Genomic DNA, 12,741 nt, shown 5'->3' on the forward strand with positions numbered 1-12,741 from the left:
TCGTCGTACTGGGCAATTTCTCCAGGATCGCGCGAGACGAGGTTTTCTGGATCTCGCTGGGCCAATCCTTCATCTGGATCACTGGCGTTGTCGGACTGCAATTCCTGCTCGGGCTCGCGGCCGCCCTGCTGCTCAACCAGAGCTTCTGGTGGCGCGGACTGGCGCGCGCGCTCGTCATCATTCCCTGGGCGCTGCCAAGCGTCATCATCGGGTTGATGTGGACCTGGATGTACGACTTCAATCTCGGCGTCATCAACGACATCGCGATGCGGCTCGGCCTGATCGCAGCGCCGATCGCCTGGCTGGCCCGGCCCGATACCGCACTCTACGCCATCATGCTGGCGCTGATCTGGCAGGGCTTCCCCTTCTTCGCCGTCACCATTCTGGCCGGCCTGCAGACAGTGCCGGCCGAACTCTATGAGGCAGCCGAGATCGACGGCGCCACCGCCCGACAGCAGCTCTTCTACGTCACCCTGCCCTCGATCGCCGATGTCATCGCAACCGCACTTCTGCTGCGCACGATCTGGGTGGCGAATTCGCTCGACGTCATCCTGGTCATGACCGGCGGCGGACCAGGCTACGCCACCCATACCCTGCCGCTCTACGCCTTCCTGCGCGCGTCGAGCAGCATGGAATTCGGCTATGGCGCGGCGCTGGCATTGATCCTCACGGCGATGCTGCTGGGTGTGGTCTATCTCTATGTCAGGCGGGCGGCCCGGGGCATCGAGACATGATCGAACGACGCACCCGAATCCGGCGGATTCTGGAGGTGGAGCTTCCCGTCCTCCTCATCGTCCTGTTCGCGCTCGGCCCCTATGTCTGGATGATCCTGACCTCGCTGAAGCCGCAGGCGGAGCTTTCCGCCTGGCCGCTCCACTACTGGCCACGAGAGGCGACACTCGAGCATTACCGCGATCTGATCGCCCGCACGAGCTTTGCCGGCAGCCTGGGCAACAGCCTGATCATTGCAGTCGGCGCCAGCGTACTTGGCCTCGGCGTCAGCATCCCCGCGGCCTATGCCTTCTCGCGCTTCCGCTTCTCCGGACGCAGGGGCCTTCTGACCGGCTTCCTCGTCATCAACATGTTCCCGGTCGTGCTGCTCATCATCCCGCTCTTCCTGATGATGCGCCGGCTCGGGCTGATCGACACCTATCTCGGCGTCATTCTCGGTCATTCGACCTTCTCGATTCCCTTCGCGATCTGGATGCTGACGAGCTATTTCAATGCGATCCCCAAGGATCTCGACGAAGCGGCGATGATCGACGGCGCCAGCCGCCTGCAGACCATCCGCCTCATCATCCTGCCCCTGTTGATGCCCGGCGTCGTCACGGCCGGCATCTACATCTTCATCACCTCCTGGAACGAATACCTCTTCGCGATGATGCTCTCGGGCCAGGCGGTGCGCACCGTCACGGTCGCGCTCCAGCTCTTCATCGGCGAGTTCACCATCCAGTGGGGCCTTCTCACGRCCGGCGGCACGCTGATCGCGCTGCCGGTCACCTTCCTCTTCCTTCTGGTGCAAAGGCGGCTCGTGGGCGGGCTCACAGCCGGTGCGGTGAAATCATGACGACAAATCCGATCGGGGTCATCTCGATGTTCTATGCGCGGCCGTTCACGCGCGAGCATTTCGGCTGCTTCCAGCGGATGAAACGGGCCGGAGCCGATGTCGTCGAGTTGCTGGTACCGGAGCCGGGTGAACTCGATCTGGGCGAGACCCGCGCCGCCATCGCCGATGCCGGCCTCTCCTGCGTGCTCGCTGCCCGGGTCAACCTCAACCGCGACCTCGCCAGCGCCGATGCCGGCGCCCACCACGCGGGCGTCACCTATCTCGAAACATGCGTCGATGTGGCCGCAGCCCTCGGCGCAGCCATCGTCGGGGGGCCGCTCTATGGCGCCCCTCTCGTCTTCGCAGGCCGAGCTCCCTCCCCCGTCGACGACGAAGAGCGCAAGCGCCGCATCGATGCGATCGTCGTCGGCCTCTCGCAGGCTGGGAAGCGCGCCGCCGACGCCGGCATCCAGTTCGGCGTCGAGCCGCTCAACCGCTTCGAGACCGATATCTGCAACACGACCCGTCACGCGCTCGAAATCGTCGAGCGCGTGAACAATCCCACCGTCGGCGTGATGCTCGATACCTTCCACATGAACATGGAGGAGTTCGATCTGACCGATGCCATCCGGCAGGCAGGATCGAAACTCCTGCATTTCCAGGCCAACGAGAACAATCGCGGCTTCGTCGGCTCCGGCCATATCGACTGGCCGGCGATCGCCCGTGCACTCCGCGACGTCGCCTATCGCGGGCCGATCGTGCTCGAACCGTTCCGACGCCGCGACGAGCGAGCCGGCACTCCCCTGGCCCAGTGGCGTGCGCCCACGGAGAACGAGGACGAACCGCTGGCCGCCAGCATCGCCTTCCTGAAGGCTGCACTCGCATTCGCCGGGAGGACGGCATGACCGGTTCAAGGACAGGCGCGCTTCGGGTCGGCTGGATCGGCTGCGGCGTCCATGCCAACGAGATGCTGCTGCCGCAGCTGACGCGGCATGATGTCGAGATCACTGCGCTCTGCGACACGGATGAGGCGCGGCTGAATACGACCGCCCGGCGCTACGGCGTCCCCGAAACTGGTCGCCTGCGCGACTGGCGCAGCTTCTTGTCCCGTGGCGATCTCGACGCGGTCGGTMTCGCGGTCGGTCCTGCCCTGCATCACGAGATTGGATTGGCAGCGATCGCGCGCGGCTTGCCGCTCTTCATCGAGAAGCCGCCGGCGCCGACGGCGCGACAAGCGGCCGAACTGGCCGAAGCCGCTGCGAGCCGCAAGGTGCCGGTCGTGCTCGGCTTCATGAAGCGCTATTCGACGGCCAACCGCATTGCCGCCAACGTCATCCGCGCGACGGAGTTCGGCGCAACGGCGAGTTTTCTCGGCGAGTACATGACCGCGCCGACCTATTTCGCCGGGGATCCGGATTATTCCGGCTTTTACCTGCATCATTGCGTGCATTATTTCGACCTCGTGCCGCACCTGATGGGCGAAGTCGCKAGCGTGAGCGCGAGGCGGCACGAACTGGCGCCGGGCAAGCTGCTGCTCCATGTCGATTTCCGCTTTGCCAATGGCGGCATCGGCACCCTGGTCTTGGGCACGCATCAGTCGCGCGGAACGCCGATGGAATGGTGGCAGGTGATGGGCGACCATACCCGCGTCGAGGTCCGCAATGTCCATGAAGTGCGCTATTTCAGAGCGCCCCCCTTCAAGGTCTCACGGGCCGAGGCCAGCCTGATCGATGGCGAAGACACCTTGGTCTGGGAGCCGAATCTGACGGCCGCCGCCAACGAGGACCACAAGGGCTATCACGCGCTTCTCGGCGACTTCGTTCGAGCGGCACGCGGCGAGCCGACGACCGCACCGAACGCGGCCGATGGCGCTGCCGCCATGGCGCTGCTCGAACAGGTAGTCGCCGAGCGTTGAGTCTGCTTGCGCCCCCTTCGGGACGCTGCGCCTCTGCGCCTGGGAGCCTGCTAGGGGGCGAGGAGCGGCCGGATGCTGGATAGGTTCTCGATCGTATGGCCGAGATGCTGCCGCAGCCTCTCGGCCGCCTCCTCCTGGCGGCCGGCGGCCAGGCTATCGAGAATGGCGAGATGCTCTTCGCATTGCCTCCGATAGCGTTTGCGGTCGAGCATCGAACGATAGGACAGCAGCCGGCGGATGCGGTTGATCCGTCGGATCGTCTCCAGAAAGAACGGATTTCCGGAGCCGGCGACGATCGTCTCGTGGAAGCGGACACCGCGTTCGTGGAGCGCGTCCGCGCTGTCTGTCTCGATCGCCCCGTCGAGGAGCCTCCGCTCGGCAGCCCTGCAAGCAGCAATGCTCTCGGGCGCAAGATGATAGCCGGGTTCGAGCAAGGCGGCAGGCTCCAGCGCCAGCCGCAGACGGTAGGTCTGCTCGAGGCTCTCCGGGGTGGTGAGAACCGGCGTGAAGCTCCAGCCATAGCCGGCGCGGCGCTCGGCCCAGCCCTCCTGGCTGATCCGCGTCAGGACTGCATTGAGTTCGGCACGGGTCAGTCCGTAGCTGTCCCTGAGATCGGACTCGGTGACGTGTTCGGACAACCGGCCGCGCAGATGGTCATCGGCGATGCGGAAATAGGCCTTCGTCACGCCGTCCGGCTCGGCGAGGCCAAGGGCTTCGCCGGAGGGAGGCGTCCCCTGAGCGACGAAATAGCCGCGATTGTGCTCGTGGCTCAGGACGCCCTTGTCGGCAAGCAGTTGCAAGGCCTGACCGACGGGAAAGCGCGACACGCCGAAACGCGTCGCGATATCCTGTGAGCGTAGATGTGTCCCGGCACCCAGATGCCCCTCTCGGATCTGATCGAGAATCCGAGCTGCGAGCGGGATCGCCAGGTCTCGTCTCCCACTGCCTGCCATCGTCCCAGCCCTGCCGGCGCGAGCGCGCCGACAGTGGCTCTAGGTGATGACACGGCTCGCAGGCAAGGTGCCTATTTCACCAGACCAATCGTGCGCAGGATGTCGCCGACCCGAATCTGCTCTTCCCTGAGGAAGGCTGCGAACGCCTCCCCCGCAAGATAATAGTCGTCCCAGCCGCGCGCCTTCAGCAGCGCTTTCCACTCGCCGCTCGCAACCATCGTATCGAAGAGCTTGGTCAACTGAGCCCTCTGTTCGGCGCTGATGCCCGGCGCGGCCATGACCGCCCGCCAGTTGACCACCTCGACATCGTAGCCGAGCTCCTTCAGCGTCGGCACATCGACGCCGTCAAGCCGCTTGCCCGAGGAAATGGCCAGCGCGCGCAGCTTGCCGGCCTTGATCTGGCCCTCGAGTTCGCCATAGCCGGAAACGCCGGCCGTGACACGGCCTCCGAGCATGGCCGCGAGCGCCTCCCCGCCACCGGAGAATGCGACATAGTTGACCTTGCCGGCATCAGCGCCGGCCACCTTCGTCACGAGCGCAGCAAGGATATGGTCGGCGCCTCCCGCCGATCCGCCGGCCCAGGTCACCCGGGCGACGTCGGCTGTGATCGCGGCGAGGAAGTCCTTCATCGTCTTGTGTGGAGAGGTCTCGGGAACGACGATGACCAGCGGATCGCCGGTGAGACGCGCAAGCGGCGTCACCTGGTCCAGCGTGACCGGCGACTTGTTGGTCAGGATCGCCCCGACCATGGTGATGCCGTTGACCAGGAGCTGGTTCGGATCGCCCTTGGCACCGTTGATGAACTGGGCAAGCCCGATCGTGCCGCCGGCCCCGGTGACATTCGTGACCTGGACGCCGCGGACCGCCTTCGTTTCGGTCAGCACCTGCTGGATCGAGCGGGCGGCGCCATCCCAACCACCGCCTGGCCCGGCGGGTGCGATGATCTTGAGTTCCTGCGGCGGCGTCTGGGCCGTCGCCAGTTCTGGCGTCATCGCCATCGCGGCAAGCAGGCCCGTTGCGAAAATTCTGCCGATGGTCATCTCGATCCTCCCCGATCGTGTTGGATTGGGCGCGTTTGCGCCGGTTACGCCCGCGCTTGGCCGGGCAACTCTTCGCCGCTGACGGTGAAGGACGTGGCGGGTGCCGTCAGGTGGCGCCCGAGGATCAACGGAATGATGCCGCCGGCGCGCAGCGTCGCGCATTCGAGCGCGGTCTCGACTGCGGCGCGCAGGAAGAGTGGTTGGGTACGCCCGGCCTTGCGATGGAGCCTTGCCGGAACCTTGCAGCGCGGAAGGATGGCGTGCGGCATGGCTTCGATCTCGATCATGTCGCCTGGCGMAAGCGCCAGCGCTTCCACGCCCTCCCCGGCCGCGAGCGACAGCGGCAGAATGCCCATCCCGATCAGGTTGGACCGGTGGATGCGCTCGAAACTCTCGGCCAGAACGGCCGCGACACCGAGCAGGCCGAGACCCTTGGCCGCCCAGTCGCGCGATGAACCGGTGCCGTACCGCTCACCCGCGACGACGACCATCGCCTTTCCTGACTGGCGATAGCGCTCGGCCACCCGCCAGAGCGGCAGGGTCTCGCCACTCGGAACATGGATGGTCGAGCCGGGCGCGATGCGCGGCGCGAGACGGTTGACCACCGTGCGATTGGTAAAGAGGCCACGCAGCATGACCTCCCAATTGCCGCGCCGCGAGGCATAGACGTTGAGGTCCTGGGCATCTTCGCCCTGTGCGATCAGCCATTGCGCGGCCTCGCTCTCGGACGGGATCTGGCCTGCGGGCGAAATATGATCGGTCGTGATGTCGTCACCGAGCACAATCAGGGGGTGGGCGCTGTAATGGCCGAGCCGGGCTGGCTGATCTGCGCGGGCAAAGGGTGGCGGGCGCAGATAGGTCGATGACGGATCCCAGGGGAAACCCGCACTCGCCGGAGCATCGAGTTCCTTCCAGCTCCTGCTCGCAGAGGCCTGCGCAAAGGCTTCAGCGAAATCGACGGGATCAAGCGCTCGCGCAAAGGCGGAATCGATCTCGGCCCCGCTCGGCCAGAGTGCTGCCAGGTCGACAGGGGTTCCGTCGGCCGTGGTCGCGAGAGTGCCCTTGGTGATGTCGCGATCGGCATCTCCCGCCAGCGCATAGGCGACGACCAGCGCTGGAGAGGCCAGGAAGCCGGCATCGATCTGGCCATGGACGCGGCCGGGAAAGTTGCGGTTGCCGGACAGGACAGCAACAGGAAGGACCGTGCCCGCGCGCGCGGCTTCATCCATTGCAGGACGAAGTGGGCCGGAATTCCCGATGCAGGTTGTGCAGCCATAACCAACGATTCCGAAGCCAAGCGCTTCGAGATCCTCGAGCAGGCCGGCACGCCGAAGATAGCGCTCGGCCGAGGGTGAACCGGGGGCGAGTGATGTCTTGACCCAGGCGGGGGGGGGGAGGCCGAGCTGGCGTGCCTTGCGCGCCACCAGGCCAGCGGCCACCAGCAACCGCGGATCTGACGTATTGGTGCAGCTTGTGATCGCGGCAATCGCGACGGGAAAGCGGGGCAATCCGGCCGCGGGCGCGGGCGTCTTCGCCTGCGGCATCGCCTCGAGCGCGGGAACCACCTCATCCGGCGCGACCAGATCCTGCGGCCGTCGGGGGCCGGCGAGGCTGATCGAGATCGCCGCCAGATCGATCTCGACGATCTCAGTAAAGCGTGGTTGCGCCTGCGGGTCGAACCACAGCGCCTGAGACCGAGCGTAATCAGAGACGAACGCGATATGATCGGGTTTGCGCCCCGTCTGAGCGAGATAGGCCAGCGTCGCTTCATCGATCGGAAAATATCCGGTCGAGGCACCGAATTCCGGCGCCATATTGGCGATGACAGCGCGCTCACCTCCCGACAGCGTCGCGGCTCCTGGCCCGAAGAACTCGACGAATGCGCCGGCGACGCCCTGCGCACGCAGCCGTTGCGTCACGGTCAGCGCAAGATCCGTGGCACTGACGCCTTCACGCAGGCGGTTGATCAGGCGCACGCCGATCACCTCGGGGATGCGCATCATCACCGGCATGCCGAACATCACGCTCTCGGCCTCGAGCCCGCCAACGCCCCAGCCGAGGACACCGATGCCATTGATCATCGGAGTGTGGCTATCGGTGCCGATCAGTGTGTCCGGGACGGCCCAGACCCGACCGTCGACGGTTTGGGTGGTCACGACCGTCGCGAGTTGCTCCAGATTGATCGTGTGCATGATGCCGGTGCCGGGCGGATGCACCCGGACGCCGTCAAKGGCCAGCGTGGACCATTTGAGAAAGCGATAGCGCTCGCCGTTTCGCTTGTATTCCCGTTCGAGATTGACGCGCATCGCGTCCGGCGACGCCGAAAGATCGACGCCCAGCGAATGGTCGACCGAGACGTCGAGCGACAGGACCGGGCTGAGCCGCTTGGGATCACCGCCGCCTTCGGCGATCGAGTCGCGCATGGCGGCGACATCGACCAGCGCAGGCGTGCATGTCGTGTCATGCATGAGAACACGACCTGGCTGAAAGGCGATCTCGCCATCCGAGCGTCCGCCCGCGAGCCAGCCGCGAATGCCCTGCAATGCGGCATTGCGCTCGTCCGCTCCCATGGGCTGGCGAACGACGTTCTCGGCGAGAATGCGCAGGACATGCGGCAGGCGCAGGAGGTCGGTCCCCAGCGTCGCCTGCAAGTCCGCAACTACATAGTCACGGCCGGCAAGGCGGCTTGTCCTGGAAATCGAGGATGGGTTTGGAATCATACCTCATGATGCATATTAACGACTATAAATGCAATGTCACCGATGGTGCCTCGACCTTCCCTGAACGCCCTGGCATTGCGGGCGCTGCTACGGACGCAACAGCCATAGATTATCGCCGGGTCGCTGGCGGTGACGGCCTTGCGGGTACAGCGGCAATCGCCGCCACCGTTTCCGTGCCGGACGCATCAGGCGCCCCGTGAAGCCATCGCTTCCTCACGGGGCGCTCGGACATCGGTCCCGGACAGATCAGGCAAGCTGAACCAAGGGTCCGGGATCGCTGAAAGGCGGAAGGCGACAGCCGGAGAATTGATCTGTGCTGGGATCCCRCTCGGGCAGGATCACTTCTTGCAGGCCACGAGGCAGAGCAACTGGAACAGAACCTGCGCCGCCACTTGCGCGGTATTGGTGGTTGGATCGTATTGTGGAGCGACTTCGACGACATCGCCGCCGATGATGTCGACGCCTGCGACGCCACGCAGGATCTCCAGCACTTCGCGCGGCAAGAGCCCTCCAACTTCGGGGGTGCCAGTACCAGGGGCGAAGCCCGGGTCCAGGCTGTCGACGTCGAAGGAGACATAGACGGGTCCGGAACCGACGACGGCCTTGGCCTTCTCGATTACCGCCTGCAGCCCCATGGTCCCGACCTCCTCGGCATGGATCACGGTCATTCCGGAATCGAAGGAGAACTCCCAGAGATATTCGCCGCCGCCCCGAATACCGATCTGGATCGTCCGTGTGGGATCGAGCACGCCGGCCAGGACCGCCTCCCGGAACGGGCCACCGTGATGGAATTTCGAGCCTTCATAGGGCCCGGCGGTGTCGCAATGCGCGTCGATGTGGATCATGCCGACCGGGCGCTTGGCGCCCAGTCCCTTCAGGATCGAGCCGGTGATCGAATGATCGCCGCCAACCGAGAGCGGAATCGTCGCGGTTTCGCCGATCATGCGATAGCAGGCTTCGATGTCTGCATGGCAATCAGCCAGACTGTAGCGACTGCTGAGCGCGATATCTCCGACATCGGCKACGCGTAATCTGCCGAGCGGCGCAACGCGCAGCACATGCTCATACGGTCCGATGCGCTCGACGGCGCGGACAGCGCGGGGCCCAAGCCGGGCGCCGGCACGGTTGGTCACGCCCAGATCCATCGGCACGCCGATCAATGCTACGTCGAGCCCGGCCAGTTTTTCAGCCGAGAGCCCGTCCGCCAGAAAGGGAGCGTCGAGGAAAGTTGCCGGATCGGCAAACGGCCATTTGCGCCGGTCCGCGCCCTGAAAAATAGTGTCCGCGACGGCCTTGAAATGAGGATCGTACATCTCGCCACCGCCGGCCGAAGCGTAGCGCTGGCGCAAGCGGTCGAGGGCGGCATTGTCGAAGGGCATGGCAACCTGCAGGGAATGATGCGGAAGCCCGGAAGGCTGGCAAAAGAACGAGGCTGCCGGAACGGCGAAAAGGCACGCGGCCCTATAAGCGAAACTGAATAGCGCCCCCTTTGCCTCCTCCCGGCGGCGGGCGGACGACGCTCGGGTCAGGCGGCTGCAGGCCAGCCGGTATGGCTGCGTAGAACCAGCTTCGATGATATGGTGCGGGTGCGATGCTGGAACTGGACCCTTATCTGCTGCGCGCCTTCCTGACCGTCGCTGAAGTCGGAACGGTCAATGGTGCCGCCTTGTCGCTGAACCGCACACAGGCGGCGGTCAGCATGCAGATTCGCAAGCTTGAAGAACTGCTGGGCAGCGACCTGTTCGAGCGCTCGTCGAAGGGGCTTGAGCTGACCAATAATGGAGTCCTGCTCACGCCCTATGCCCGCGAAATCCTGAGGCTCAACAGCGAGATCGGAAAACGCCTCAACGGCAAGATGATCGAAGGGCGGGTCCGGCTCGGGGTCGTCGAGGATTTCGCCGCGACGCGCCTGATTGAAATCCTGAAAGCCTTTCGCGACCAGAACCCCAAGGTCGACATCGATATCATCGTCGAGCCCAACAAGCGCCTTGCCGCTATGTTCGAGAACGAGAAGCTCGACATCGCAGTCTGTGACACGACACGGCTCAACCGCAAGCCAACCCTGGTCTGGTCGGACCGGCTGCTCTGGGTCGTGCGCTCGGACATGGTGATCTCGACGAGTTCGCCCTTGCCGATCATCATGTTCGAGGAATCCTGCCCGTGGCGCACACCTGCGCTGGCCGCGCTGTCGGGGCATGACCTGCAGTGGAAGATCGTCTGCGAAGCCTCGACGCTGGTTGCCATGGCGACCGCCGTGCGCGTCGGCATCGGCATCGGCCCGATGATCGCGGCGACGATCCCGGAGGATTGCCGGGTGCTCGACCATGCCGCCGGGCTGCCTGAGCCGGTCGAGGTCAGCATCGGGCTCTATTCCCGGACCGGCGCGCCAGGCGAAGCGCGCTACCTCTCGGACTTCATCGCACAGCAGAGCGAYCTGCGCCGCCCCTGAATCGGTTCCGGCATTCACGCCCGCTTATAGCCGGACAAGCATTTTCGCCGTACCGCCGCGCCCTGCTTGCGAGTGCAATCGTGCCTCTGAACGGCTCGGGAGCCTGATCGTCCCGCACGATCGGCACAGCCTGTGGCCCCTCGACCCTCTGGCGCGAAGGACCTGACACCATGACGATGACACGCCGACATCTTTTGTCCCTGATAGGCGCGAGCGGCGCCGCAGGGCTCGCCTGGCCCCATGTGGCCGGGGCCCAGACTGCGAGCGGCCTCACGGCTGTCGAATGGGGCGGCGACGTCGTCGAGGCGATGAAGCAGGTCGCCGCCAGGCAAACCGCCGCCCAGTTCAACTGGGTCCTGCATCAGGGCGGAGCCGGAGCGATCCTCCCCAAGATCAAGGCGGGTTGGCCCAGGGTCGACTACGACTACATCGCCGGCTGGGAGGGCTCCTTCAACAGCATGATCACCGAGGACTGGGTCGAGACCATCACGGCGGCCGACGTCCCCAATCTGGCCGATATCCCGGAAAAGATCATGATGAGGGACGCCAAAGGCAATGTGAAAGCGGTGCCTCGCGCCATCGGCGGCATGTATTTCGGCTACCGGACCGACACTGCCCCCTTCGCCATCAGCAAGGTGGACGATCTCTTCGACAAGCGCCTCAAGGGCGCGATCTGCTGGCCCGGACCGACCCAGAGCATGATGCTGCAGATCGTCGCCCTGGCCCTGCAGGGCGGCGGCAACGAGTCCAATATGGAGCCGGGCTGGAAGCTGATGAAGGACCTGGCGAAGTCCGGCAATATCGGCCGCATTGCCGTGACCGACGTCGATTTCACCAACTCTTTCACCTCCGGCGAGACCTCAGTCGGCTTCTTCGCCGAACCGAGCTGGGCTGCCGTCGCCAAGAACTTCAAGATCACCCGCCTTACCAAACAGGCCGGCATGGCGACCTTCCTCTACCAGAGCGGCTTTGCCGTCATGAAGAATCGGTCGAACCGCAAGGCGACCTGCGATTTCATCAATTTTGCGATCAGCCCCGAAATGAGCACGCTTTACGCAAAAGTGGCTGGCGAAGCGCCGCTTAACAGCAAGGCAGCCATCCCGCCGGAGCTGGCTCATCTCTCCTTCACGCCGAAGGAGTTCGAGAGTTTCGTGCATGTGCCGGACTACAAGGTCGTGCTCGGCCAGCAGGATGCCTGGGCCAAGCGTTGGGAGTCCGACATCGCGCCACTGCTGTGAGTGTCATGACCGCTATCCCAGCCCAATACGCGCCGCTCGCGATCCCTGCGCCGCCCCGCACGACGCTCTTCTTGCTCGCACCGGGCTTGCTGCTGCTGTTCGTCATCTTTGCACTCCCCCTGTTCGGGCTCGTGCTGGAAAGCCTCAAGCAATATGTGCCGGGCCGGGTCGGCTCGGCCGTCGATGCGCCTCTGACGTTGGAGAATTATCGCGAGCTCGTGACGCCGTCATTCGCCGGCGTTCTCTACGAAACCTTCAAGCTGAGCGCAGCGGCATCGTTTGTTGGACTGCTGGCGGCGTTTCCACTGGCCTATTGCATCGTGCGGCGGTTTTCGCCGCGCAAGCGCGCCGCCTGCATCGGCTTTCTGGTGATGCTGGTCCTGCTCAGCATGCTGGTGCGCACCTACGCGCTGGAACTGGCCTTCGGCTCGGTCGGGGTTGCGCGCCCACTGCTTCTGGCGCTCGGGATTTCGCCGACAAGCCGCTGGTACACTGAAACCCTGGTCGCGGCCGGCCTACTCCATGCGGTCGTGCCGATGTGCACGCTGACCCTTCTGGGAACGATCCAGAATATCGATCCTCGCTTCTGCGATGCGGCGCAATCGCTGGGCGCTCCGGCCTGGAAGGCGMATCTCGGCATCACCGTTCCGCTGGCCCTGCCCGGGCTGGTATCGGCATTCCTGATCGCCATGACCTTTTCGATCAGCGCCTTCGTCATTCCGATGGTGCTCGGAAAGGGGCGCGTATTGTTTCTCTCGAACACGATCTACACGCGCTTCAGCGATGTCGCGAACTATCCCAGCGGCGCCGCGGTCTCGATCGTGATGCTCGTCATCACGCTGTTCGTGCTGTCTCTGGTTTCGCTGGTGCAGCGTCGTAG

General features: G+C 64.9%; 11 protein-coding genes. 7 read left to right on the plus strand and 4 right to left on the minus strand.

Translation table 11 applies throughout. The annotated features are described in order from the left end of the window. From AC1DJT_RS25760 to AC1DJT_RS25775, 4 genes are all read left to right on the plus strand, one after another. On the plus strand, positions 1 to 734 hold a 734-nt coding region (locus tag AC1DJT_RS25760), incomplete at its 5' end, for a carbohydrate ABC transporter permease (RefSeq protein WP_476835151.1). Continuing rightward, positions 731 to 1,567 (plus strand): carbohydrate ABC transporter permease, encoded by an 837-nt coding sequence (locus tag AC1DJT_RS25765; RefSeq protein ID WP_476835152.1) that lies wholly within the window; start codon positions 731 to 733, stop codon positions 1,565 to 1,567. The genes AC1DJT_RS25760 and AC1DJT_RS25765, both read left to right, overlap by 4 nt. Further along, positions 1,564 to 2,451 carry a sugar phosphate isomerase/epimerase family protein gene (locus tag AC1DJT_RS25770; protein ID WP_441508747.1) on the plus strand — a complete coding sequence of 296 codons (888 nt, stop codon included), beginning with the start codon at positions 1,564 to 1,566 and terminating at the stop codon, positions 2,449 to 2,451. Before AC1DJT_RS25765 ends, AC1DJT_RS25770 begins: the two co-directional genes overlap by 4 nt. Beyond that, entirely contained in the window at positions 2,448 to 3,461 is a 1,014-nt protein-coding gene (locus tag AC1DJT_RS25775; protein ID WP_476835153.1) for a Gfo/Idh/MocA family protein, read from the plus strand. The genes AC1DJT_RS25770 and AC1DJT_RS25775 overlap by 4 nt, the downstream gene beginning before the upstream one ends. A gap of 50 nt (positions 3,462 to 3,511) precedes the next feature. Here the strand turns inward: AC1DJT_RS25775 and AC1DJT_RS25780 are convergent, their stop codons facing one another. The 4 genes from AC1DJT_RS25780 to speB form a co-directional block, all read right to left on the minus strand. Then, a complete protein-coding gene (locus tag AC1DJT_RS25780; RefSeq protein ID WP_476770146.1) occupies positions 3,512 to 4,414 on the minus strand; it encodes a GntR family transcriptional regulator in 903 nt (300 codons plus the stop codon). Positions 4,415 to 4,485: 71 nt separating this feature from the next. After that, positions 4,486 to 5,454 (minus strand): Bug family tripartite tricarboxylate transporter substrate binding protein, encoded by a 969-nt coding sequence (locus tag AC1DJT_RS25785; protein ID WP_476835154.1) that lies wholly within the window; start codon positions 5,452 to 5,454, stop codon positions 4,486 to 4,488. A 44-nt stretch (positions 5,455 to 5,498) separates the two neighbouring features. After that, positions 5,499 to 8,174: an aconitate hydratase AcnA gene (acnA, locus tag AC1DJT_RS25790; RefSeq protein WP_476835155.1), complete on the minus strand. Its 2,676-nt coding sequence runs from the start codon at positions 8,172 to 8,174 to the stop codon at positions 5,499 to 5,501. Between the two features lie 338 nt (positions 8,175 to 8,512). Continuing rightward, positions 8,513 to 9,553: an agmatinase gene (gene speB, locus AC1DJT_RS25795; RefSeq protein ID WP_441491674.1), complete on the minus strand. Its 1,041-nt coding sequence runs from the start codon at positions 9,551 to 9,553 to the stop codon at positions 8,513 to 8,515. 212 nt (positions 9,554 to 9,765) lie between these two features. Here speB and AC1DJT_RS25800 point away from each other — a divergent pair, with 212 nt between their 5' ends. The 3 genes from AC1DJT_RS25800 to AC1DJT_RS25810 form a co-directional block, all read left to right on the plus strand. Continuing rightward, positions 9,766 to 10,623: a LysR substrate-binding domain-containing protein gene (locus AC1DJT_RS25800; RefSeq protein WP_441491675.1), complete on the plus strand. Its 858-nt coding sequence runs from the start codon at positions 9,766 to 9,768 to the stop codon at positions 10,621 to 10,623. A gap of 170 nt (positions 10,624 to 10,793) precedes the next feature. Further along, the gene (locus AC1DJT_RS25805; RefSeq protein WP_441508752.1) at positions 10,794 to 11,861 is read left to right on the plus strand and encodes an ABC transporter substrate-binding protein; all 1,068 of its coding nucleotides are present in this window, start codon (positions 10,794 to 10,796) and stop codon (positions 11,859 to 11,861) included. Between the two features lie 5 nt (positions 11,862 to 11,866). Then, positions 11,867 to 12,741: ABC transporter permease (locus AC1DJT_RS25810; RefSeq protein ID WP_476835156.1), on the plus strand; the 875-nt coding region annotated here is incomplete at its 3' end.

The sequence above is a fragment of the Allobosea sp. 05T422_2 genome (assembly GCF_056396265.1).

What these genes read in the sequence shown, in the direction of transcription:
- AC1DJT_RS25770 (WP_441508747.1), top strand. Translation starts at nt 1,564, where the DNA reads ATGACGACAAATCCGATCGGGGTCATCTCGATGTTCTATGCGCGGCCG.
- AC1DJT_RS25780 (WP_476770146.1), bottom strand. Translation starts at nt 4,414, where the DNA reads ATGGCAGGCAGTGGGAGACGAGACCTGGCGATCCCGCTCGCAGCTCGG.
- AC1DJT_RS25785 (WP_476835154.1), bottom strand. Translation starts at nt 5,454, where the DNA reads ATGACCATCGGCAGAATTTTCGCAACGGGCCTGCTTGCCGCGATGGCG.
- AC1DJT_RS25805 (WP_441508752.1), top strand. Translation starts at nt 10,794, where the DNA reads ATGACGATGACACGCCGACATCTTTTGTCCCTGATAGGCGCGAGCGGC.